This is a genomic window from Mycobacterium sp. 23 (genome assembly GCF_048287075.1).
Taxonomy (GTDB): domain Bacteria; phylum Actinomycetota; class Actinomycetes; order Mycobacteriales; family Mycobacteriaceae; genus Mycobacterium; species Mycobacterium gordonae_B.
Map to the genome: position 1 here is coordinate 4,718,555 of NZ_JBLVUX010000005.1, position 26,071 is coordinate 4,744,625.

Consider the following 26,071-nt stretch of genomic DNA (forward strand, 5'->3'; position numbering starts at 1 on the left):
TTTTTGCTTTTGCTTTTGCTTTTGCTTTTGCGCCGAGCGTGATCTGAGGGTTGGTTTCAGGCGATTTTTCCGCCCTCATCACACGTTCGGCGTAACCACGCCGCCGCCAGTCGGCCAAGGACGCCCCCTGGGGTGTCCTGGTTGGTGACGCGGATGATCAGCCAGTCGAGATCGGTCGTCATCGTGTCGTAGCGGGCAACGTCCTTCGCGAACTGCGCTGCTGTCCGATGGTGCTCGCCCTCATATTCGAGCGCGAGTTTGAATGCCTCCCATCCCATGTCGACGATGCCGACGAGTTCGCCGTAGCTGCCGTAGATCGGGATCTGGGTCTGCGGCGGCGGATAGCCGGCTTCGATGACGAGGAGTCGCAGCCAGCTCTCTTTTGGTGACTGGGCGCCGGGGTCGATGAGGGCCAGGGCCTTTCGCGCGTTGCGGATGTTGCGGTGGCCCTTATTGCGTTCGAGTATTGGCTCCAAATCAGCTGTTTGGAGTCTCGTGGCCCGTGCGAGGGCGTCGATGGCCGCGACGGCCTTGACGAGTGGATAGCGGCAGGCGAGGTCGAATGCCGTGCGAGCGGGAGTGGTGACAGCGACACCGGCGATTGTCTGTATTTCGTCCGGCGCGACCAGATCAGACCAGATGATGATGCCGGGCGGCGGGCGCCGGTGTGGGTATAGCAATTGTGCGGGCGCGCGAGGGTCGACCCATTTTGCGCCGTGCAGTGCCGAGGCGGACTGACCGCCCACGGTGCCGCGCCGCTTCGACCAGAGCCAGGCCGCGTAGGCGCGCTCCCGGGCAGTTATTTGGACGTCGGGCGGCGCGTAGACGTCGGGATGGAGGGCGACGAAACGTCGGCGCAGGCTGTGACGCGTCACCTCGCCGGATCTCAGCGCCTCGCTGCCGATGAACGGTCTCGTCATGGGTGGCAGTGTCCATCGGCGCACCGACATCCGCGCCGAACGTGATCTGAGGGATGAAATCCGGCCGGAAACCCGCCCTCACGTCACGCTCGGCGAGGCGAGGGGAGGGGTCAGCGGTTCTTGAACTCGGGCTTGCGCTTTTCGGCGAACGCGCGCGGGCCTTCCTTGGCGTCGTCGGACAGGAAGACCTGAATGCCGATCTGGGTGTCGATCTTGAAGGCCTCGTTCTCGTGCATGCCCTCGGTCTCGCGGATGGTACGCAGGATCGCCTGCACCGCCAACGGCCCGTTGTTCTCGATGATCTCTGCGAGTTCGAGCGCCTTCGTCAGCGCTTGACCATCCGGGACGACGTGCCCGATCAGCCCCATCTCGAGGGCCTCGGTCGCGGTGATGTGCCGTCCGGTCAGCAGCAGGTCGCAGGCCACGGTATAGGGGATCTGCCGCACCAGCCGCACTGCTGACCCGCCCATCGGATACAGGCTCCACTTGGCCTCGGAGATGCCGAACTTGGCACTCTCGCCGGCCACCCGGATATCGGTGCCCTGCAGGATCTCCGTTCCGCCGGCGATCGCCGGTCCTTCGACTGCGGCGATCAGGGGTTTGGTGAGGCGACGACCCTTGAGTAGGGCGTCGATGCGTGACGGGTCGTAGCTGCCGTCCTTGAAGGAGTCGCCCGGCGGCTTCTGGGTTGCGGTCTTGAGATCCATGCCAGCACAAAAGTAGCCACCGGCACCCGTGAGGATGCAGCAGCGGATATCGGGATCGTTGTCGACGCGGTCCCACGCCTCTACCATGATCTGCATCATTTCGGTGCTCAGAGCATTGCGGCGGTGCGGCCGGTTCATCGTCACGATAAGCGTGTGACCGCGCTGCTCCACTAGCGCGTCGGGTCCGGATTCGTTTGCTGGCTGCTCCGCCACGGCTACCGCCTCTTCCTCGACATGGGGTGTGAGCTTGTCAAGAAATGTAACACGTTCTAATTTGGTGGCCGTGGCTCTGAATATTGCTGACCTTGCCGAGCACGCCATCGACGCTGTGCCGGACCGTGTTGCTCTCATCTGCGGTGACGAGCAGCTGACGTACGCCCAATTGGAAGAGAAGGCCAACCGCTTCGCGCACTACCTGATCGACCAGGGTGTGCGCGAAGGCGACAAGGTCGGCCTCTACTGCCGCAACCGCATCGAGATCGTGATCGCGATGCTGGGGATCATCAAGGCGGGCGCCATCCTGGTCAACGTCAACTTCCGGTACGTCGAAGGCGAGCTTCGCTACCTCTTCGACAACTCGGACATGGTGGCGCTGGTGCACGAGCGCCAGTACTCCGACCGGGTCGCCAACGTGCTGCCGGACACTCCCAACGTCAAGACGGTGCTGGTCGTCGAGGACGGCAGCGACCTGGACTACCAGCGTTACGGCGGCGTCGAGTTCTACTCCGCGATCGCTGACAGCTCACCTGAGCGCGACTTCGGCGACCGCACCGCGGATGCCATCTACCTGCTTTACACGGGCGGCACCACCGGCTTCCCGAAAGGCGTGATGTGGCGCCACGAAGACATCTACCGGGTGCTGCTCGGCGGAACCGACTTCGCCACAGGGGAATTCGTCAAGGACGAGTACGACCTGGCCAAGGCTGCCGCCGCGAATCCGCCGATGGTCCGCTATCCGATTCCGCCGATGATCCACGGAGCCACCCAGTCGGCGACCTGGATGTCGATCTTCTCCGGCCAAACCACCGTGCTGGCACCGGAATTCAATGCCGAGCAGGTGTGGGAAACCATTCACAAGCACAAAGTGAACCTGCTGTTCTTCACCGGTGACGCGATGGCCCGTCCGTTGCTGGACGCCCTGCAGAAGGACAACGATTACGACCTGTCGTCGCTCTTTCTGCTCGCCAGCACGGCTGCGTTGTTCTCGCCGAGCATCAAGGAGAAGTTCCTTGAGCTGCTGCCGAATCGGGTCATCACGGACTCAATCGGCTCGTCGGAGACCGGCTTTGGCGGTACCAGCATCGTTGCCAAGGACGCGCCGCACAGCGGTGGGCCTCGGGTCACCATCGATCACCGCACCGTCGTCCTCGACGAAGAGGGCAATGAGGTCAAGCCCGGCTCGGGCGTGCGCGGATTCATTGCCAAGAAGGGCAACATTCCCGTCGGCTACTACAAGGACGAGAAGAAGACCGCCGAGACGTTCAAGACGATTAACGGTGTGCGCTATGCGATTCCGGGCGACTACGCGTTGGTCGAAGAGGACGGCTCGGTCACGATGCTGGGCCGGGGCTCAGTGTCGATCAACAGCGGTGGCGAGAAGATCTACCCCGAAGAGGTCGAGGCCGCGCTGAAGGGCCACCCCGACGTGTTCGACGCGCTGGTGGTCGGCGTGCCGGACCCGCGTTACGGCCAGCATGTGGCGGCTGTGGTGCAGGCTCGGGAGGGCGCCCGGCCGACGCTCGCCGAACTGGACAGCTTCGTGCGTTCGGAAATCGCGGGATACAAAGTGCCGCGCAGTCTTTGGTTCGTCGACGAGGTGAAGCGGTCACCGGCCGGTAAGCCGGACTACCGCTGGGCCAAGGAGCAGACCGAAGCGCGGCCGGCGGATGACGTGCACGCCGCGCACGTGACTGCCTGACTTGGGCTGACCTCTAGGGGGCGCCGCCGGCGCCGCCGGTGCCACCGCTGAGACCGGCCAGGCCCCCGCTGCCGCCCTTGCCGCCATTGTTGCCGCTCGGTGCCGCGCCGGTACCGCCCACAGCGCCGGCAGCGCCTCCGGTACCGGACTTGCCGGTGTTACCGCTGCCGCTGGCGCCACCGGTGCCACCGGTGCCACCGGCCCCGCCCGTGCTGCCCTTGCCGCCGGTGCCGCCGGTGCCACCCACGGGCGCGGTGCCGCCGGCACCACCGTTGCCGATCGTGGAGCTGGCTGAGCCGCTGCCGCCGCCGGTTTGACCGCCGGCACCACCTGCGCCGCCGGCGCCCGCCTGAGTGGCGCCCTTGCCGCCGGTGCCCCCATTGCCGCCCGTGCCGCCGACCCCGTTCAACCCGCCGTCACCGCCGTTGCCGGCTGTGCCGCCGGCGAAGCCGCTACCGCCGCCGGTGCCGCCGTTACCGCCGTTTGCCCCCCCGAGATTGCTGCCCCCCGCGCCGCCGATGCCGCCGGCGCCACCGATGCCCTTGCTGGAGGCGCCGCCGTCGCCACCTTGTCCACCGGCCCCGGCGTTGGCACCGGCCCCACCTCGTCCGCCGTTGGTGCCGGGTGTCGCTGAAAGGCTGGTGCCCCCGGTGCCGCCGGTGCCACCGTTGCCGCCGTCGCCACCGATTCCACCGGTGCCTCCGGCGCCACCGGTACCGGTGACAGCGCTGCCGCCGGCCCCGCCCCTGCCGCCCTGGCCGCCGACGGAGCCGGCTCCACCTGCGCTGGCGGTGCCTGGGGTTCCACCTGAGCCGCCGGTGCCGCCATTGCCGCCGACCTGGTCTGTGGCCCCGCTGTTGCCCCCGTTGCCGCCGGTGCCGCCCTTGCCGCCGTTGCCCGACCCGGTCGCGTTGCCGCCGTTGCCGCCGTTGCCGCCGTTGCCGTTGATGCCGGCATTACCGGCCATACCGGCATTTCCGCCCTTACCAGTCGCGCTGCCGTTGCCGCCGTTGCCGGCGTTGCCGCCGTTTCCGCCTTGGCCACCACCGCCACCGGTGCCACCGGTGGCGCCGTTGTTGGTCCCTGAGACTGCGGGAGCGTTGCCTCCGTTACCCCCGTTACCGGCGGTACCACCGGTTCCACCGCTGCCGCCCTGACCACCGTCGCCGCCGGTACCTCCACCCCCGACATTGCCGCCGGCACCGCCGTTACCGCCGGTTCCACCGTTGGCGCCCGCGCCGCCAGCGCCGGTGCCGGCGTTGCTGACGCCACTGCTGCCAGCTCCGCCGCCACCGCCGTTGCCCCCGACACCGCCGCTGCCGTTGATGCCGGTGCTGGTCAGCCCGGCCCCGCCCTGTCCACCGGCGCCGCCCGCTCCACCATTTCCACCCGCTTTGCCAGCTGCACCTGAGGCAGTCACAATTCCGCCGTCGCCACCGGTACCGCCTGACCCGCCGGCGCCACCGGTGCCGCCGGTGCCCCGGTTCGCGCCCGTTCCACCGCCGCCTGAGGCGCCGCCGGTTCCGCCCGCGCCGCCGTTGCCGGCATTGCCGCCGGCCAGAACGGCGGAGCCGCTACCGCCGTTGCCGCCTGCGCCGCCGGCCCCGCCCTGACCGCCGTTGCCGCCGACGCCCGCCCCGCCGGTGCCGATCGGGTTGCCGCCGCTGCCGCCCTGGCCGCCGGTGCCACCCTGGCCGCCGTTGGTTCCAGCAGCTCCGCTGCCCGCGGTGCCGGACGTGCCCGCTGTGCCGGCACCGCCGTTTCCGCCGGTACCGCCGTTGCCTGCGTTGCCCGCTGTGCCGCCCGTGCCGCCAGTGCCCGCGATCCCGGCCGTGCCGCCGGTGCCGCCCTGAGCGCCACTGCCTCCGTTGCCGCCGGCCGTCGTACTCGTACCGCCTTGCCCGCCGGTGCCGCCTGCACCGCCGTTGCCGCCGCTGCCATTGACGCCGTTGGTGAGGCCGGTCCCGGCGTTCCCGCCTTGGCCGCCGGTGCCGCCAGTGCCGCCGATGGTGCCATTGCCGGCACTAGCGGCGTTGGCGCCTGCCTTGCCGGTGCCGCCCTGACCGCCGTCGCCGCCCTTACCGCCGTTGCCGCCGTTGCCCTGGACACCGGGGGTCGAGCCGGTTCCTGCGGCGCCGGCCGCGCCGCCTTTGCCGCCTTGGCCGCCAGTACCGCCGGTGCCTGCGCCGCTGCCGGTGTCGGTGGCGCCTTGGCCGCCGGTGCCGCCCGTGCCGCCGGTGCCGCCATTGCCGCCCTGACCACCGGCGCCTTGGTTGCCAGCGGTGCCGCCGTTGGGGGCTCCGGCCGTGCCGCCGGTGCCGCCCTGGCCGCCCTGCCCTCCGACTGCACCCGTACCGCCTATGCCGCCCCCGCTGCTACCCGCGGTGCCGTTGCCCGCGTTCCCGCCGTTACCGCCCAGGCCGCCTACGCCGCCGTTGCCCGCGGTTCCCGCGGCGCCGGAGGTGGAGCCGATGCCGGCCTTGCCTGCATCGCCACCGGTGCCGCCGGTACCGCCCTGACCACCCGTGCCGCCGGCGACGGCGAGGTTGGCGCTGTTGTCCGTGCCGTTGCCACCGGTGCCACCCTTGCCGCCCGTTCCGCCGATACCGCCTTGGCCGCCGGCGCCCTGGATGCCTGCAGTGCCGCCGTTCGTGGCTCCAGCCGCGCCACCCGTGCCGCCCTGGCCGCCGGCTCCGCCGGTGCCGCCTTGGGCACCTTGTTGTCCGGTAGTTGCGACGGTGGCGTTGTCCGCGCCCTTGCCGCCGTTGCCGCCCAGTCCGCCGGTGCCTCCGTTGCCGGCGGTGCCGGCCGTTCCGGTGGTGGAGCCGGTGCCACCAAGGCCGGCGGCGCCGCCGGTGCCTCCGGTGCCGCCTTGGCCGCCGGCTTGGGCGGCGGTGGTCGGGTTGCTGCTGTCGGTGCCGTTGCCGCCGGTGCCGCCTTTACCGCCGGTGCCGCCGGTGCCGCCTTGTCCGCCGGCGCCCTGGGTTCCGGCGGTGCCGCCGTTGGTGGCACCTGCGGTGCCACCAGTCCCGCCCTGGCCGCCTTGTCCGCCGGTGCCGCCTTGAGCGCCCTGCTGACCAGCGGTTGCGACGGTGGCGTTGTCCGCGCCCTTGCCGCCGTTGCCGCCCAGTCCGCCGGTGCCGCCGTTGCCGGCGGTGCCGGCCGTTCCGGTGGAGGAGCCGTTGCCGCCCTTGCCGGCGGCGCCGCCGGTGCCTCCGGTGCCGCCTTGGCCCCCGGCTTGGGCGGCGACGGTGGGGTTGCTGCTGGCGGTGCCGTTGCCGCCGGTGCCGCCCTTACCGCCGGTGCCGCCGAAGCCGCCTTGGCCGCCGGCGCCCTGGGCGCCGTTGAAGCCGCCGTTGGCCTTGCCGGCAGCGCCGCCGGTGCCGCCTTGGCCGGCGTCCCCGCCGGCGGCACCTTGGCCGCCGGTGCCGCCGCCTGTGGTGCCGGTGCTGCCTTGTCCGCCCTGTCCGCCGGTGCCGCCGGTGCCGCCGGTGCCGCCGTTTCCGGCTGTGCCGGCCGCGCCAGTGGTGGAACCGGTGCCGCCGAGGCCGGCTGCGCCGCCGGTTCCGCCGGTGCCACCGGTGCCGCCCGCTCCGCCGGCGATGCCGGGGTTGGCGCTGTTGTCGGTGCCGATGCCGCCGGTGCCGCCTTTACCGCCGGTGCCGCCGAAGCCGCCTTGGCCGCCGGCGCCCTGGGCGCCGTTGAAGCCGCCGTTGGCCTTGCCGGCGGCTCCGCCGGTGCCGCCTTGGCCGGCGTCCCCGCCGGCGGCACCTTGGCCGCCGGTGCCGCCGCCTGTGGTGCCGGTGCTGCCTTGTCCGCCCTGTCCGCCGGTGCCGCCGGTGCCGCCGGTGCCGCCGTTTCCGGCACTGCCGGCCGCGCCGGTGGTGGAACCGGTGCCGCCGAGGCCGGCTGCGCCGCCGGTTCCGCCGGTGCCACCGGTGCCGCCGGCCCCGCCTGCGATGCCGGGGTTGGCGCTGTTGTCGGTGCCGGTACCGCCTTGGCCGCCCTGGCCGCCCTTGCCGCCGAAGCCGCCTTGGCCGCCGGCGCCCTGGGCGCCGTTGAAGCCGCCGTTGGCCTTGCCGGCAGCGCCGCCGGTGCCGCCTTGGCCGGCGTCCCCGCCGGCGGCACCTTGGCCGCCGGTGCCGCCGCCTGTGGTGCCGGTGCTGCCTTGTCCGCCCTGTCCGCCGGTGCCGCCGGTGCCGCCGGTGCCGCCGTTTCCGGCTGTGCCGGCCGCGCCGGTGGTGGAACCGGTGCCGCCGAGGCCGGCTGCGCCGCCGGTTCCGCCGGTGCCACCGGTGCCGCCCGCTCCGCCGGCGATGCCGGGGTTGGCGCTGTTGTCGGTGCCGATGCCGCCGGTGCCGCCTTTACCGCCGGTGCCGCCGAAGCCGCCTTGGCCGCCGGCGCCCTGGGCGCCGTTGAAGCCGCCGTTGGCCTTGCCGGCGGCTCCGCCGGTGCCGCCCTGGCCGGCGTCCCCGCCGTCGGCGCCGGTGCCGCCGATGCCGCCGCCGATCGCACCCGTGCTGCCCTGTCCGCCCTGTCCGCCGGTGCCGCCGGTGCCCCCGGTGCCGCCGTTACCGGCTGTGCCGGTCGCGCCGGTGGTGGAACCGGTGCCACCGAGGCCGGCTGCGCCGCCGGTGCCACCGTTGCCACCGGTGCCGCCCGCTCCGCCGGCGATGCCGGGGTTGGCGCTGTTGTCGGTGCCGATGCCGCCGGTGCCGCCTTTACCGCCGGTGCCGCCGAAGCCGCCTTGGCCGCCGGCGCCCTGGGCGCCGTTGAACCCGCCGTTAGCTTTCCCAGCCGCGCCGCCGGTGCCGCCCTGGCCGCCGTCCCCGCCGGCGGCACCTTGGCCGCCGATGCCGCCGCCGATCGCACCCGTGCTGCCCTGTCCGCCCTGTCCGCCGGTGCCGCCGGTGCCCCCGGTGCCGCCGTTACCGGCTGTGCCGGCCGCGCCGGTGGTGGAACCGGTGCCACCGAGGCCGGCTGCGCCGCCGGTGCCGCCGCTGCCACCGGTGCCGCCCGCTCCGCCGGCGATGCCGGGGTTGGCGCTGTTGTCGGTGCCGATGCCCCCCTGGCCGCCCTGGCCGCCCTTGCCGCCGAAGCCACCCTGGCCGCCGGCGCCCTGGGCGCCATTGAACCCGCCGTTAGCTTTCCCAGCCGCGCCGCCGGTGCCGCCCTGGCCGCCGTCCCCGCCGCCGGCGCCGGTGCCGCCGGTGCCGCCGCCGATCGCACCCGTGCTGCCCTGTCCGCCCTGTCCGCCGGTGCCGCCGGTGCCCCCGGTGCCGCCGTTACCGGCACTGCCGGCCGCGCCGGTGATGGAACCGCTACCGCCGAGGCCGGCTGCGCCGCCGGTGCCGCCGCCGCCACCCGTGCCACCTGCTCCGCCGGCGATGCCGGGGTTGGTGCTGTTGTCGGTGCCAATGCCGCCTTGGCCGCCCTGGCCGCCCTTGCCGCCGAAGCCACCCTGGCCCCCGATGCCTTGGTTTCCGGCGGTGCCGCCGTTGGTGGCGCCGGCCGCGCCGCCGGTGCCGCCTTGGCCGCCGTCGCCGCCGGCCGCGCCGGTGCCGCCGATGCCGCCGCCGATCGCGCCGATGCTGCCTTGCCCGCCCTGTCCGCCGGTGCCGCCGGTGCCTCCGATGCCGCCGTCACCGGCCGTGCCGGACGCACCGCCGGTCGAGCCACTGCCACCAAGGCCGGCCCCACCGCCGGTGCCTCCGGTGCCACCGGAGCCGCCCGCTCCGCCTGCGATGCCGGGGTTGGTGCTGTTGTCGGTGCCGATACCGCCGGTACCGCCCTGGCCGCCCTTGCCGCCGACGCCACCCTGGCCGCCAATGCCTTGGTTTCCGGCGGTGCCGCCGTTGGTGGCGCCGGCCGCGCCGCCGGTGCCGCCTTGGCCGCCGTCGCCGCCGGCCGCGCCGGTGCCGCCGATGCCGCCGCCGATCGCGCCGATGCTGCCTTGCCCGCCTTGCCCGCCGGTTCCGCCGATGCCACCCACGCCGCCGCTGCCCGCTGTGCCGGCCGCACCCGTGGTCGAGCCGGTTCCGCCCTTCCCCGCAGCGCCGCCCGTGCCGCCGACGCCACCCAGGCCACCAGATCCACCAGCGACACCCGACTTTGTGCTGTTATCGGTGCCAAATCCGCCTTGGCCACCTTGGCCGCCGACTCCGCCGGTACCGCCCTTGCCGCCGGCTCCTTGGTTTGCGGCGGTGCCGCCGTTGGTGGCTCCGGCTGCACCGCCGGCGCCGCCGTTGCCACCGTCGCCACCGGCCGCGCCGGTGCCACCGGTGCCGCCACCTGCGGTACCGGTGCTGCCTTGTCCGCCGTTGCCGCCGATGCCGCCGCTGCCGCCGGTGCCGCCGTCACCGGCTGTGCCGGCAGTACCGGTGGTGGAGCCGGTGCCGCCCTTGCCGGCTGCGCCGCCGGTGCCGCCGATACCGCCGGTTCCGCCGTCGCCGCCCGCGATGCCGGGGTTGGTGCTGTTGTCGGTGCCGGTTCCGCCGGTGCCGCCTTGGCCGCCTTGGCCGCCGGTGCCGCCTTGGCCGCCGGCTCCCTGGGTGCCGGCGGTGCCGCCGTTGGTGGCGCCGGCCGCGCCGCCGATTCCGCCTTGGCCGCCGTCGCCGCCGGCGGCGCCTTGGCCGCCGGTGCCGCCGCCTGTGGTGCCGGTGCTGCCTTGTCCGCCGTTGCCGCCGGTGCCGCCGCTGCCGCCGGTTCCGCCGTCACCGGCTGTGCCGGCCGCACCCGTGGTGGATCCGGTGCCGCCCTTGCCGGCTGCGCCGCCGGTGCCGCCGATACCGCCGGTTCCGCCGGCACCGCCGGCGATGCCGGGGTTGGTGCTGTTGTCGGTGCCGGTTCCGCCGTGGCCGCCTTGGCCGCCGACTCCGCCGATGCCGCCCTGGCCGCCGATGCCCTGGGTGCCGGCGGTGCCGCCGTTGGTGGCCCCGGCCGCGCCGCCGGTGCCACCTTGGCCGCCGTCACCGCCGGCCGCGCCTTGCCCGCCGGTGCCGCCACCTGTGGCGCCGGTGCTGCCTTTACCGCCTTGGCCGCCGGTCCCACCAGCACCGCCTTGGCCGCCGTCTCCGGCGGTGCCGCTCGCGCCGGTGGTTGATCCGGCCCCTCCGAGGCCGGCCGCGCCACCGGTGCCGCCGACACCACCGATGCCACCCGCACCACCTGCGACGCCAGGGTTGGCGCTGTTGTCGACGCCGATGCCGCCGGTGCCGCCTTTACCGCCGGTGCCGCCGAAGCCGCCCTGGCCGCCAGCCCCTTGGAGTCCGGCGGTGCCGCCGTTGGTGGCTCCGGCTGCGCCGCCGGCCCCGCCCTGGCCGCCGTCGCCGCCGAGGGCGCCTTGGCCACCGGTCCCGCCTCCGGTCGTGCCGGTGCTGCCTTGTCCGCCCTTCCCGCCGGTGCCGCCGGTGCCGCCGGTGCCGCCGCTCCCGGATGTGCCGGCCGCGCCCGTGGAGGAGCCGGTGCCACCCTTGCCGGCTGCGCCGCCGGCACCGCCTATGCCACCGGTTCCACCGGTACCCCCGGCGACGCCGGGGTTGGCGCTGTTGTCGGTGCCGATGCCGCCGGTGCCGCCTTTACCGCCGGTGCCGCCGAAGCCGCCCTGGCCGCCGGCGCCCTGGATTCCGGCGGTGCCGCCGTTGGTGGCCCCCGCGGCGCCCCCGGCCCCGCCTTGGCCGCCGTCGCCGCCGAGCGCGCCTTGGCCGCCGGTGCCGCCCCCGGTCGTGCCGGTGGTGCCGGTGCCGCCCTTGCCGCCTATGCCGCCGGTGCCACCCGCGCCGCCGCTGCCGGCTGTGCCGGCCGCACCGGTAGTGGACCCGGTGCCGCCCTTGCCGGCTGCGCCGCCGGTGCCGCCGATACCGCCGGTTCCGCCCGCTCCGCCGGCAATGCCGGGGTTGGCGCTGTTGTCGGTGCCGGTTCCGCCGGTGCCGCCCTCGCCGCCGACCCCGCCGACGCCACCTTGACCACCGGCACCCTGGATACCCGCGGTGCCCCCCTTGGTGGCGCCGGCCGCGCCGCCGGCGCCTCCTTGGCCGCCGTCGCCGCCGGCGGCGCCTTGGCCGCCGGTGCCGCCGCCTGTGGTGCCGGTGCTGCCTTGTCCGCCGTTGCCGCCGGTGCCGCCGCTGCCGCCGGTTCCGCCGTCACCGGCTGTGCCGGCCGCACCCGTGGTGGATCCGGTGCCGCCCTTGCCGGCTGCGCCCCCGGTGCCGCCGATACCGCCGGTTCCGCCGTCGCCACCCTTGATGCCGGGGTTGGTGCTGTTGTCGGTGCCGGTTCCGCCGTGGCCGCCTTGGCCGCCTTGGCCGCCGGTGCCGCCTTGGCCGCCAGCTCCTTGCTGCCCGCCTCCGCCGGATCCGGCTGCGCCGCCGGCACCGCCTTGGCCGCCGTCGCCGCCGAGGGCGCCTTGGCCGCCCGTGCCACCACCGGTGGTACCAGTGTTGCCTTGTCCGCCTTGGCCGCCGGTCCCGCCGATACCGCCGGTGCCGCCGTCTCCGGCGGTGCCGCTCGCGCCGGTGCTTGATCCGGAGCCGCCGAGGCCAGCCCCACCGCCGGTGCCGCCGACACCGCCGATGCCCCCTGCGCCGCCGGCCACGCCCGGGTTGGCGCTGTTGTCGGTGCCTGTACCGCCGTGGCCGCCTTGGCCGCCGATTCCGCCGATGCCGCCCTGGCCGCCGATGCCCTGGGTGCCGGCGGTGCCGCCGTTGGTGGCTCCGGCTGCGCCGCCGGCACCACCTTGGCCGCCGTCGCCACCGGCCGCGCCTTGGCCGCCGGTGCCGCCACCTGTGGTGCCGGTGCTGCCTTGTCCGCCGTTGCCGCCTATGCCGCCGCTGCCGCCGGTGCCGCCGTCTCCGGCTGTGCCGGAGGTGCCGGTGGTTGATCCGGTGCCGCCCTTGCCGGCTGCGCCGCCGGTGCCGCCGATGCCGCCGGTTCCGCCGTCGCCGCCCGCGATGCCGGGGTTGGTGCTGTTGTCGGTGCCGGTTCCGCCGTGGCCGCCTTGGCCGCCTTGGCCGCCGGTGCCGCCTTGGCCGCCGGCTCCCTGGGTGCCGGCGGTGCCGCCGTTGGTGGCGCCGGCCGCGCCGCCGATTCCGCCGTGGCCGCCGTCGCCGCCGGCGGCGCCTTGTCCGCCGGTGCCGCCGCCTGTGGTGCCGGTGCTGCCTTGTCCGCCGTTGCCGCCGGTGCCTCCCAGACCGCCGGTGCCGCCGTTACCGGCTGTGCCGGCCGCACCCGTGGTGGAGCCGGTGCCGCCCTTGCCGGCTGCGCCGCCGGTGCCGCCGATACCGCCGGTTCCGCCGGCCCCGCCGGCGATGCCGGGGTTGGTGCTGTTGTCGGTGCCGGTTCCGCCGTGGCCGCCTTGGCCGCCGACTCCGCCGATGCCGCCCTGGCCGCCGATGCCCTGGGTGCCGGCGGTGCCGCCGTTGGTGGCGCCGGCCGCGCCGCCGGTGCCACCTTGGCCGCCGTCACCGCCGGCCGCGCCTTGTCCGCCGGTGCCGCCACCTGTGGTGCCGGTGCTGCCTTTACCGCCTTGGCCGCCGGTCCCACCAGCACCGCCTTGGCCGCCGTCTCCGGCGGTGCCGCTCGCGCCGGTGGTTGATCCGGAGCCGCCGAGGCCGGCCGCGCCACCGGTGCCGCCGACACCACCGATGCCACCCGCACCACCTGCGACGCCAGGGTTGGCGCTGTTGTCGACGCCGATGCCGCCGGTGCCGCCTTTACCGCCGGTGCCGCCGAAGCCGCCCTGGCCGCCAGCCCCTTGGAGTCCGGCGGTGCCGCCGTTGGTGGCTCCGGCTGCGCCGCCGGCCCCGCCCTGGCCGCCGTCGCCGCCGAGGGCGCCTTGGCCGCCGGTCCCGCCTCCGGTCGTGCCGGTGCTGCCTTGTCCGCCCTTCCCGCCGGTGCCGCCGGTGCCGCCGGTGCCGCCGCTCCCGGATGTGCCGGCCGCGCCCGTGGAGGAGCCGGTGCCACCCTTGCCGGCTGCGCCGCCGGCACCGCCTATGCCGCCGGTTCCACCGGTACCCCCGGCGACGCCGGGGTTGGCGCTGTTGTCGGTGCCGATGCCGCCGGTGCCGCCTTTACCGCCGGTGCCGCCGAAGCCGCCCTGGCCGCCGGCGCCCTGGATTCCGGCGGTGCCGCCGTTGGTGGCCCCCGCGGCGCCCCCGGCCCCGCCCTGGCCGCCGTCGCCGCCGAGCGCGCCTTGGCCGCCGGGGCCGCCCCCGGTCGTGCCGGTGGTGCCGGTGCCGCCCTTGCCGCCTATGCCGCCGGTGCCACCCGCGCCGCCGCTGCCGGCTGTGCCGGCCGCACCGGTAGTGGACCCGGTGCCGCCCTTGCCGGCTGCGCCGCCGGTGCCGCCGATACCGCCGGTTCCGCCCGCTCCGCCGGCAATGCCGGGGTTGGCGCTGTTGTCGGTGCCGGTTCCGCCGGTGCCGCCCTCGCCGCCGACCCCGCCGACGCCACCTTGACCACCGGCACCCTGGATACCCGCGGTGCCCCCCTTGGTGGCGCCGGCCGCGCCGCCGGCGCCTCCTTGGCCGCCGTCGCCGCCGGCGGCGCCTTGCCCGCCGGTCCCGCCGCCGCTGGCACCTAGGCTGCCTTGTCCGCCCTGGCCGCCGGTCCCGCCGATACCGCCTTGGCCGCCGTCACCGGCCGTGCCGGAGGCGCCGGTGCTCGAACCGGAGCCGCCGAGGCCGGCCGCGCCACCGGTGCCGCCGACACCACCGATACCGCCCGCACCGCCGGCCACGCCCGGGTTGGCGCTGCTGTCCGTACCCGCACCGCCGTGGCCGCCGATTCCGCCGACCCCGCCGATGCCGCCCTGACCGCCCGCGCCCTGGGTGCCGGCGGTGCCGCCGTTGGTGGCCCCGGCTGCGCCGCCGGCACCACCCTGGCCGCCGTCACCGCCAGCCGCGCCTTGCCCGCCGGTCCCGCCGCCGCTGGCACCTAGGCTGCCTTGTCCGCCCTGGCCGCCGGTCCCGCCGATACCGCCTTGGCCGCCGTCACCGGCCGTGCCGGAGGCGCCGGTGCTCGAACCGGCCCCTCCGAGACCTGCCGCGCCACCGGTGCCGCCGACACCACCGATGCCACCCACGCCACCGGCCACGCCCGGGTTGGCGCTGCTGTCCGTACCGACACCACCGCCGCCGCCGATACCGCCGACCCCGCCGATACCGCCCTGGCCGCCCGCGCCCTGGGTGCCGGCGGTGCCGCCGTTGGTGGCCCCGGATGCGCCGCCAGCACCGCCTTGGCCGCCGTCACCGCCAGCCGCACCTTGCCCGCCGGTCCCGCCACCCGTGGTGCCGGTGCTGCCTGTACCGCCTTGGCCGCCGGTCCCGCCGCCGCCACCCTGGCCGCCGTCTCCGGCGGTGCCGCTCGCGCCGGTGCTCGATCCGGCCCCGCCGAGGCCGGCCGCGCCACCGGTGCCGCCGACGCCACCGATACCGCCCGCACCGCCCGCGACGCCGGGGTTGGTGCTGTTGTCGGTGCCGACGCCACCCGCGCCGCCTTGGCCGCCGACTCCGCCGATACCACCCTGTCCGCCGGCTCCTTGGGTGCCGGCGGTGCCGCCGTTGGTGGCTCCAGCTGCACCGCCGGCGCCGCCCTGGCCGCCGTCGCCGCCGGCGGCGCCTTGCCGGCCGGTCCCGCCGCCTGTGGTGCCGGTGTTGCCTTGTCCGCCTTTGCCGCCGGTCCCGCCGATACCGCCTTGGCCGCCGTCTCCGGCGGTGCCGCTCGCGCCGGTGGTTGATCCGGAGCCGCCGAGGCCTGCCGCGCCACCGGTGCCGCCGACACCGCCGACGCCACCCGCACCGCCCGCGATACCGGGGTTGGCGCCGTTATCGGTGCCGACACCGCCGGCGCCGCCGGTTCCGCCGACTCCGCCGATACCACCCTGTCCGCCGGCTCCTTGGGCGCCGGCGGTGCCGCCGTTGGTGGCGCCGGCCGCGCCGCCAGCACCACCCTGGCCGCCGTCTCCACCGGCCGCACCTTGCCCGCCGGTCCCGCCGCCTGTGGTGCCGGTGTTGCCTTGTCCGCCTTTGCCGCCGGTCCCGCCGATACCGCCTTGGCCGCCGTCTCCGGCGGTGCCGCTCGCGCCGGTGCTTGATCCGGAGCCGCCGAGGCCTGCTGCGCCACCGGTGCCGCCGACCCCACCGATACCGCCCGCACCGCCCGCGATACCGGGGTTGGCGCTGTTATCGGTGCCGGTTCCGCCGTGGCCGCCTTGGCCGCCGACTCCGCCGATGCCGCCCTGGCCGCCGATGCCCTGGGTGCCGGCGGTGCCGCCGTTGGTGGCTCCGGATGCGCCGCCGGCACCACCCTGGCCGCCGTCACCGCCAGCCGCACCTTGCCCGCCGGTGCCGCCACTGGTGGTGCCGGTGCTGCCTTGTCCGCCCTGGCCGCCGGTCCCGCCGACGCCGCCGGTTCCGCCGTCACCAGCAGTGCCGGAGGCTCCCGTTGTTGATCCGGCCCCTCCGAGGCCGGCCGCGCCGCCGGTGCCCCCGACACCACCGATACCGCCCGCACCGCCCGCGATACCGGGGTTGGTGCTGTTGTCGGTGCCGACGCCGCCGTGGCCGCCTTGGCCGCCGACTCCGCCGATGCCGCCCTGGCCGCCCGCGCCCTGGATACCGGCGGTGCCGCCGTTGGTGGCGCCAGCTGCGCCGCCTGCACCGCCCTGGCCGCCGTCGCCGCCGGCCGCACCTTGGCCGCCGGACCCGCCTCCGCTGGTGCCGGTGTTGCCTTGTCCGCCTTGGCCGCCGGTCCCGCCGATACCGCCTTGGCCGCCGTCACCGGCCGTGCCGCTCGCGCCGGTGGTTGATCCGGAGCCGCCGAGGCCGGCCGCGCCGCCGGTGCCGCCGACACCACCGATGCCACCCGCGCCGCCGACCACGCCGGGGTTGGTGCTGTTGTCGGTGCCGACGCCGCCTTGGCCGCCTTGGCCGCCGACTCCGCCGATGCCGCCCTGGCCGCCGGCTCCTTGCTGCCCGCCGCCCCCAGATCCGGCCGCGCCTCCGGCACCGCCCTGGCCGCCGTCGCCACCGGCCGCGCCTTGACCACCAGCGCCGCCGCCGGCGAGCCCGGTGCTCCCGGCACCGCCCCTACCGCCGGCCCCGCCGACGCCACCAACCCCGCCATCACCAGCCATGCCCACCGCGCCGGTGCTCGAACCGGAACCACCAAGTCCGGCCCCGCCACCCGTGCCACCGATACCACCGACGCCGCCCGCACCGCCCGCGACGCCGGGGTTGGTGCTGTTGTCGGTGCCGACGCCACCCGCGCCGCCTTGGCCGCCGATTCCGCCGATGCCGCCCTGACCCCCGGCGCCCTGGGTGCCGGCGGTGCCGCCGTTGGTGGCCCCGGCTGCGCCGCCGGCACCGCCCTGGCCGCCGTCTCCACCGGCCGCACCTTGCCCGCCGGTGCCGCCGCCGCTGGCACCAAGGCTGCCTTGTCCGCCCTGGCCGCCGGTCCCGCCGATACCGCCTTGGCCGCCGTCACCGGCCGTGCCGGAGGCGCCGGTGCTCGATCCGGAGCCGCCGAGGCCTGCCGCGCCACCGGTGCCCCCGACACCACCGATACCGCCCGCACCGCCCGCGATACCGGGGTTCGCGCTGTTATCGGTGCCGACACCACCGGCGCCGCCGGTTCCGCCGACCCCGCCGATACCACCCTGACCCCCGGCGCCCTGGGTGCCGGCGGTGCCGCCGTTGGTGGCCCCGGCTGCGCCGCCGGCACCGCCCTGGCCGCCGTCACCGCCGGCCGCACCTTGCCCGCCGGTGCCGCCACCGGTGGTGGCGGTGCTGCCGACACCGCCCTGGCCACCAACTCCGCCGATGCCACCAACCCCGCCGTCACCGGCGGTGCCGCTCGCGCCGGTGGTTGATCCGGAGCCGCCGAGGCCGGCCGCGCCGCCGGTGCCGCCGACACCGCCGATGCCGCCCGCGCCGCCGGCCACGCCGGGGTTGGTGCTGTTGTCAGTGCCTGTACCGCCGTGGCCGCCGATTCCGCCGACTCCGCCGATGCCGCCCTGGCCGCCCGCGCCCTGGATACCAGCAGTGCCGCCGTTGGTGGCCCCGGATGCGCCGCCCGCACCGCCCTGGCCGCCGTCGCCACCTGCCGCACCTTGCCCGCCGGTGCCGCCACCGGTGGTGCCGGTGCTGCCGACACCGCCCTGGCCACCAACTCCGCCGATGCCACCAACCCCGCCGTCACCGGCGGTGCCGCTCGCGCCGGTGCTTGATCCGGCCCCTCCGAGGCCGGCCGCGCCACCGGTGCCGCCGACACCACCGATACCGCCCGCGCCGCCCGCCACGCCCGGGTTGGTGCTGTTGTCAGTGCCTGTACCGCCGTGGCCGCCGATTCCGCCGACTCCGCCGATGCCGCCCTGGCCGCCCGCGCCCTGGATACCAGCAGTGCCGCCGTTGGTGGCCCCGGCTGCGCCGCCGGCACCGCCCTGGCCGCCGTCACCGCCGGCCGCACCTTGCCCGCCGGTGCCGCCGCCGGTGGTGCCGGTGCTGCCGACACCGCCCTGGCCACCAACTCCGCCGATGCCACCAACCCCGCCGTCACCGGCGGTGCCGCTCGCGCCGGTGCTTGATCCGGCCCCTCCGAGGCCGGCCGCGCCGCCGGTGCCGCCGACACCACCGATACCGCCCGCACCGCCCGCCACGCCGGGGTCGGTGCTGTTGTCAGTGCCTGTACCGCCGTGGCCGCCGACGCCGCCGATTCCGCCGATGCCGCCCTGGCCGCCGGTGCCTTGGGTTCCGGCAGTGCCGCCGTTGGTGGCCCCGGCTGCGCCGCCCGCACCGCCCTGGCCGCCGTCACCGCCGGCCGCACCTTGCCCGCCGGTGCCGCCACCGGTGGTGCCGGTGCTGCCGACACCGCCCTGGCCACCAACTCCGCCGATGCCACCAACCCCGCCGTCACCGGCGGTGCCGCTCGCGCCGGTGCTTGATCCGGCCCCTCCGAGGCCGGCCGTGCCACCGGTGCCGCCGACACCACCGATACCGCCCGCACCGCCCGCCACGCCGGGGTTGGCGCTGTTGTCGGTGCCGACGCCGCCGTGGCCGCCTTGGCCGCCGACTCCGCCGATGCCGCCCTGACCGCCGGCGCCCTGGATACCAGCGGTGCCGCCGTTGGTGGCGCCGGCCGCGCCGCCAGCACCACCCTGGCCGCCGTCTCCACCGGCCGCACCTTGCCCGCCGGTCCCGCCGCCGCTGGTGCCGGTGTTGCCTTGTCCGCCTTTGCCGCCGGTCCCGCCGATACCGCCTTGGCCGCCGTCACCGGCGGTGCCGCTCGCGCCGGTGCTTGATCCGGAGCCGCCGAGGCCTGCCGCGCCACCGGTGCCGCCGACACCACCGATACCGCCCGCACCGCCCGCGATACCGGGGTCGGTGCTGTTGTCGGTGCCGACACCGCCGGCGCCGCCGATACCGCCGACCCCGCCGATACCGCCCTGACCGCCGGCGCCTTGCTGCCCGCCTCCGCCTGACCCAGCTGCGCCGCCGGCGCCGCCGATGCCGCCGTCACCGCCGGCCGCGCCCTGCCCGCCGGTCCCGCCGCCGCTGGCACCAAGGCTGCCTTGTCCGCCCTGGCCGCCGGTCCCGCCGATACCGCCTTGGCCGCCGTCTCCGGCGGTGCCGCTCGCGCCGGTGCTTGATCCGGAGCCGCCGAGGCCTGCTGCGCCACCGGTGCCGCCGACCCCGCCGACGCCACCCGCGCCGCCGGCGACGCCGGGGTTGGCGGTGTTGTCGGTACCGGCACCGCCATGACCGCCGACGCCGCCGACCCCGCCGATGCCGCCCTGACCGCCGGCTCCTTGCTGCCCGCCGCCGCCGGAACCAGCCGCGCCGCCAGCACCACCTTGTCCGCCCTGGCCACCAGCGGCACCCTGACCACCAGCACCGCCACCGGCCAGCCCGGTGCTCCCGGCACCGCCCCTACCCCCAACACCGCCACCGCCGCCGACCCCGCCGTCACCAGCGGTGCCCGACGCGCCGACAGTCGACCCCGAGCCCCCGAGGCCGGCCGCACCACCGGTACCGCCCACGCCGCCGGCGCCGCCCGCGCCACCGGCCACGCCGGGGTTGGTGCTGTTATCGGTACCGGCACCGCCGCCGCCGCCGACGCCGCCGACCCCGCCAATACCGCCCTGGCCGCCGGCGCCTTGTTGCCCGCCGCCGCCGGATCCGGCAGCGCCGCCGGCACCACCCTGTCCGCCATCTCCACCGGTCGCGCCCTGGCCGCCTGTGCCGCCGCCGGTGGTGCCGAGGCTTCCGGCACCGCCGCGACCGCCGGCCCCGCCGACGCCACCGACCCCGCCATCACCGGCCGCGCCGGACGCTCCCGCGGTCGACCCCGAGCCGCCGAGGCCTGCCGCGCCACCGGTACCGCCGACACCGCCGACGCCACCCGCACCGCCCGCGACACCGGCGTTGGTGCTGTTGTCGGTGCCGACGCCACCGCCGCCGCCGATTCCGCCGACCCCGCCGGCGCCGCCCTGGCCGCCGGCTCCTTGCTGTCCGCCGCCGCCGGAACCAGCCGCGCCGCCGGCACCGCCTTGGCCGCCGTCGCCGCCGGCCGCGCCCTGGCCCCCGGTGCCGCCACCGGTGGTGCCGGTGCTGCCGACACCGCCCTGGCCACCAACCCCGCCAGTGCCGCCAAGCCCGCCGTCACCGGCGGTGCCTTTCGCGCCGGTGCTTGATCCGGAGCCGCCGAGGCCGGCCGCGCCACCGGTGCCGCCGACACCACCGGTGCCACCCGCACCGCCGGCCACGCCGGGGTTGGCGGTGTTGTCGGTACCGGCACCGCCATGACCGCCGACGCCGCCGACCCCGCCGATGCCGCCCTGGCCGCCGGCTCCTTGGGTTCCGGCAGTGCCACCGTTGGTGGCCCCGGCCGCGCCGCCCGCACCACCTTGGCCCCCGTCGCCGCCGGCCGCGCCCTGGCCCCCGGTGCCGCCACCGGTGGTGCCGGTGCTGCCGACACCGCCCTGACCACCAACTCCGCCGATGCCACCAACCCCGCCGTCACCGGCGGTGCCGCTCGCGCCGGTGCTTGATCCGGAGCCGCCGAGGCCTGCCGCGCCACCGGTGCCGCCGACACCGCCGGTGCCACCCGCGCCACCGGCGACGCCGGGGTTGGCGCTGTTGTCCGTACCGGTACCGCCGTGGCCGCCCTGGCCGCCGACTCCGCCGATGCCGCCCTGGCCGCCGGCGCCTTGTTGCCCGCCGCCGCCGGATCCGGCGGCGCCGCCGGCACCACCTTGGCCGCCGTCACCGCCCGCGGCACCTTGGCCCCCGGTCCCGCCACCGCTGATACCGAGGCTTCCGGCACCGCCTCGACCGCCGGTACCGCCCCCACCGCCGAGACCACCGTCACCGGCGGTGCCGCTCGCGCCGGTGCTTGATCCGGAGCCGCCGAGGCCGGCCGCGCCACCGGTGCCGCCGACACCACCGACGCCACCCGCACCGCCGGCGACGCCGGGGTTGGCGGTGTTGTCGGTACCGGCACCGCCATGACCGCCGACGCCGCCGACCCCGCCGATACCGCCCTGACCGCCGGCGCCTTGTTGCCCGCCGCCGCCGGAACCGGCCGCGCCGCCGGCACCACCTTGGCCGCCCTGGCCACCAGCGGCACCCTGACCACCAGCACCTCCACCGGCCAGCCCGGTGCTCCCGGCACCGCCCCTACCCCCAACACCGCCACCGCCGCCGACCCCGCCATCACCAGCGGTGCCCGACGCGCCGACAGTCGAGCCGGAGCCGCCGAGACCGGCCGCGCCGCCGGTGCCGCCGACACCACCAACCCCACCCGCACCGCCGGCCACGCCCGGGTTGGCGCTGTTGTCAGTACCGACACCGCCGTGGCCGCCGGTTCCGCCGGCGCCGCCGACACCACCTTGCCCGCCAGCTCCTTGCTGGCCACCGCCACCGGAACCAGCCGCGCCGCCGGCACCGCCCTGGCCGCCGTCGCCACCCGCTGCGCCTTGGCCACCAACACCGCCGCCGCTGGCACCAAGGCTGCCGGCGCCGCCGCGACCCCCGGCCCCACCGCCGCCACCTAACCCGCCATCACCGGCCGCGCCGGACGCTCCGGTGCTCGACCCCGAGCCGCCAAGGCCGGCCGCACCACCGGTACCGCCCACGCCGCCGATGCCGCCCGCGCCACCGGCGACGCCGGGGTTGGTGCTGTTGTCGATGCCGACACCGCCGTGGCCGCCGACGCCGCCGACCCCGCCGATGCCGCCCTGGCCGCCGGCTCCTTGCTGCCCGCCGCCCCCAGATCCGGCCGCGCCGCCGGCACCACCCTGTCCGCCATCTCCACCGGTCGCGCCCTGGCCACCAATACCGCCGCCGCTGGTCCCAGTGGTTCCGGCACCACCGCGACCGCCGGTCCCGCCGACGCCGCCGACGCCGCCGTCACCAGCCGTGCCCGCCGCTCCGGTGCTCGACCCCGAGCCACCAAGGCCGGCCGCACCACCGACGCCGCCGACGCCGCCGGTGCCACCCGCGCCACCGGCCACGCCCGGGTTGGCGCTGTTATCGATGCCGGTTCCGCCATGGCCACCGGTCCCGCCGACCCCACCGACACCGCCCTGACCCCCAGCGCCCTGCAACCCGCCGCCGCCGGAACCAGCCGCGCCGCCGGCGCCACCCTGGCCGCCCTGGCCACCAGCGGCACCCTGACCACCAGCACCGCCACCGGCGAGCCCGGTGCTCCCGACGCCGCCCCTGCCGCCAACACCGCCGCCGCCGCCGAGCCCGCCATCACCAGCGGTGCCCGACGCGCCGACAGTCGAGCCGAAGCCCCCGACGCCGGCCGCGCCACCGGTGCCGCCGACACCACCGATGCCGCCCGCACCGCCCGCGACGCCGGGGTTCGCGCTGTTATCGGTACCGACACCGCCCCCGCCGCCGACGCCACCAACGCCGCCGCCTCCGCCCCGGCCGCCGGCGCCTTGTTGCCCGCCACCGCCGGAACCAGCCGCGCCGCCGGCACCGCCCTGGCCGCCCTGGCCGCCAGCGGCACCCTGACCACCAGCGCCGCCGCCGGCCAGCCCGGTGCTCCCGGTACCGCCCCTACCCCCGGTACCGCCGGTGCCGCCGGTCCCGCCATCACCAGCGCTGCCCGAGGCACCGGTGCTCGATCCGGACCCGCCGACACCAGCGGCACCACCGATACCGCCCACGCCACCCGTGCCGCCGGCGCCGCCGGCCATGCCCGGGTTGGCGCTGTTGTCGGTACCGGTACCGCCGAGGCCCCCGACACCACCGACCCCTCCGACACCGCCGTTACCGCCCGCGCCCTGCTGGCCGCCGCCACCAGCCCCAGCCGCCCCGCCGGCACCCCCGTGCCCGCCGTCACCACCAGCAGCACCCTGGCCACCAGCACCGCCACCGGCCAACCCGGTGCTTCCAGCACCGCCCTTGCCGCCACCACCGCCGAGACCGCCAACCCCACCATCCCCGGCAGTGCCGGCCGCGCCGGTGCTCGACCCTGATCCGCCCACACCGGCCGCACCACCGGTGCCACCGACGCCGCCAGCACCGCCGGTCCCGCCGGCAACCCCGGGATTGGCGCTGTTGTCGACGCCGACCCCACCGGCACCGCCCCGGCCACCGACCCCACCGACGCCGCCCTTACCGCCCGCGCCCTGCTGGCCGCCGCCACCAGAACCGGCCGCCCCGCCGACACCACCACGCCCGCCGTCGCCGCCGGTTCCACCCTGAGCACCCTGCTGACCGACCGCCGCGACCGCCGGGTTGTCTGCGCCGTCACCGCCGGTCCCGCCGACACCACCGGAGCCGCCGTTACCTGCGGTGCCGCTCGCACCCGTGCTCGATCCCGTACCGCCCAGCCCTGCCGCGCCGCCGGTCCCGCCGGTGCCGCCCTGCCCACCCGCCTGTGCGGCGCTCAGCGGGTCGGTGCCGGTGGCTCCGGTGCCACCGAGGCCTCCGGTTCCACCGGCGCCGCCGACCCCGCCTCTACCCCCAACGCCCTGCTGACCGCCGCCCCCGGACCCGGCAGCGCCTCCGCTGCCGCCCTGGCCGCCGGCACCGCCGGTGCCGCCCTGCCCTCCTTGGGCGCCGGCCGCGACGATCGTGTTGTTGTCGCTGCCGGTACCGCCGGTGCCACCCACCCCACCGGCGCCGCCATCACCCGCGTTTCCCGACGCGCCCTTCGCCGAACCGGAACCGCCCGCCCCCGCCGCTCCGCCGGTGCCGCCGGTTCCGCCTTGCCCGCCAGCCTGAGCCGCCACCAGGGGATCGGTGCCCTGCGCACCGGTACCGCCCTGGCCGCCAACGCCACCGACCCCGCCGTCGCCCCCGGCCCCGCCCGCGCCTTGTTGTCCGCCCGTCCCGGCACCCGCGGCGCCACCGGTGCCTCCCGTGCCGCCGGCGCCGCCGGCTCCCCCCTGGCCACCCTGCGCGCCGGCCGCGGCGATAGTGGCGTTGTCAGCACCTTTGCCGCCGTTGCCGCCCGCACCTCCGGACCCACCGTCCCCGGCGGTACCCGTCGCTCCACTGGTGGATCCCGTCCCACCGGCGCCCGCGGCACCGCCGGTGCCTCCGGTCCCGCCTTGACCGCCGGCCTGAGCGGCCGCCAGAGGATCGCTGCCGTCCGCACCGTCGGCCCCGGCCCCTCCGACACCGCCGCGGCCACCCTGACCACCGACCCCACCAGCGCCCTGATGCCCGCCAACACCGGTACCCGCGGCACCGCCCGTACCGCCCTGCCCTCCGGCCCCGCCGGCAGCACCCTGACCGCCCTGAGCGCCGGCCGCGACGGCGTCCAGCCCGGCGCCGCCGGATCCGCCGGATCCGCCCCTACCGCCCGCGCCGCCGTCGCCGGCAAGGCCCGCAGCCCCCGCGACCGACCCGGCTCCACCGAGTCCCGCGGCTCCGCCGGACCCTCCGGTTCCACCCTGGCCACCGGCCACCCCGGCGCTATTGACACCACCGGACGAACCCGAGCCGCCCGAGCCGCCCCCGCCGCCGACTCCGCCCTGGCCACCGGCGCCACCCGCTCCCTGTGAAGGGCCGCTACCACCGCCCGCGCCGCCGGTCCCGCCCGCGCCACCGGCGAAACCGGAACCCCCGACAGCGCCGGAACCAACTGCGGCGTCGAATCCGGTGGCGCCCGCACCACCCGCTCCGCCCGCACCGCCGGTGCCGTTCGCCCCTCCACCGCCTGCTGCGCCGCCAAAGCTCAAGAACCCACCCGCACCGCCGGCGCCACCGGCTCCGGCGAGACCGCCGGTACCACCCGTGCCGCCGGTTCCGCCAATGCCGCCGAGAGCGCCATCACCACCGCGCCCGCCAACCCCGCCGACACCACCGGCACCGCCCGCCCCACCGTGGCCACCGGGACCGAACAACAACGCGCCGTGACCGCCGACGCCGCCGGCGCCGCCGGCGCCACCGTTCCCGCCGAGCCCACCCAGTGCGCCGCCGTCCGTTCCGGCAATACCGGTGCCGCCCGCCCCGCCGGCCCCTCCGGCACCGCCGCCACTGAACAACCAACCGGTGCCACCGGCCCCACCGGCCCCGCCGTCACCGCCGAGTACGCCGGTCGTGCCGATACCACCGGCCCCGCCGGCGCCGCCGCATCCGAACAGCAGCGCGGCACGTCCGCCGGCTCCGCCCGTGCCGCCGCCATACCCGCCGCTGCCGCCGGCGCCCCCGCCGCCCCAGACCAACGCACCGTCGCCGCCGGCTCCGCCGGCTCCTCCTGCGGAGCCACCCGCACCACCGTCACCGGCCGCGCCGAAGAACCATTCACCACGCCCACCGGCACCCCCGGTGCCGCCGCCGACCCCACCGGTGCCGCCGGTGCCGCCGCCGCCCCACCACAGTCCGCCGTTGCCGCCCGCGCCGCCGGTGCCCCCGCCGGTCCCGCCCATCCCGCCGGTGCCGCCGACGCCGAGCAGCCACCCGCCATTGCCGCCGGCCCCGCCGCTGGCGGTCGCTCCCCCCGCACCGCCCGGCCCACCATTGCCCCACAAGCCCGCCGATCCGCCCGCTCCGCCGGCCTGTCCAACAGCGCCTGCCGCGCCGGCGCCGCCGTTGCCGAACAGGATTCCGCCGTCCCCGCCGGCACCGCCCGGGGTGGTGGCATTGGCACCGTCACCTATCAACGGCCGGCCGAGCAGCGTCATCGTGGGCGCATTGATCACGCCGAGGACGGCGCGCTGGGCGTTCTCAACTTCGGTCCACACGTACGAACCCGCGCCGGCCCTCAGCGCCTGGGTGAATTGAGCTTGCAGCTGCTCGACGAACGCGCTGACGGCCTGATATTCGCGACCGTGCGCACCGAACAGCGCGGCGATGCGCAGCGATACCTCGTCGGTGGCAGCAGCCAGGACCTGCGTTGTCGGGACTGCCGCGGCTGCGTTGGAGTCAGCAACCGACGATCCGAGTCTCGACAGATCCGTGGCAGCGGCAGCCACAGCGCCGGGGGAGACCCAGAGGAACGACATTGAAGCGGCTCCAGGTAGCAGGGGACTAGTTCACAATTCCGCCCCACGCCGGGATCGCTTG

At 76.9% G+C, this 26,071-nt stretch carries 4 protein-coding genes; 1 reads left to right on the forward strand and 3 read right to left on the reverse strand.

The features are described from left to right. Nucleotides 1-56: 56 nt before the first annotated feature. Nucleotides 57-920 (reverse strand): type IV toxin-antitoxin system AbiEi family antitoxin, encoded by an 864-nt coding sequence (locus ACNQS7_RS23160; protein WP_418014375.1) that lies wholly within the window; start codon nucleotides 918-920, stop codon nucleotides 57-59. Between the two features lie 110 nt (nucleotides 921-1,030). Continuing rightward, nucleotides 1,031-1,840 (reverse strand): crotonase/enoyl-CoA hydratase family protein, encoded by an 810-nt coding sequence (locus tag ACNQS7_RS23165; protein ID WP_055582018.1) that lies wholly within the window; start codon nucleotides 1,838-1,840, stop codon nucleotides 1,031-1,033. Nucleotides 1,841-1,904: 64 nt separating this feature from the next. Between ACNQS7_RS23165 and ACNQS7_RS23170 the strand changes: the two genes are divergently transcribed. Further along, nucleotides 1,905-3,545, forward strand: coding sequence for an acyl-CoA synthetase (locus tag ACNQS7_RS23170; protein WP_418014376.1), 1,641 nt, complete (start codon nucleotides 1,905-1,907; stop codon nucleotides 3,543-3,545). Nucleotides 3,546-3,558: 13 nt separating this feature from the next. On the opposite strand, the gene ACNQS7_RS23175 is transcribed toward ACNQS7_RS23170, so the two are convergent. Continuing rightward, entirely contained in the window at nucleotides 3,559-26,010 is a 22,452-nt protein-coding gene (locus tag ACNQS7_RS23175) for a PE family protein (protein ID WP_418014377.1), read from the reverse strand. Nucleotides 26,011-26,071 lie beyond the last annotated feature (61 nt).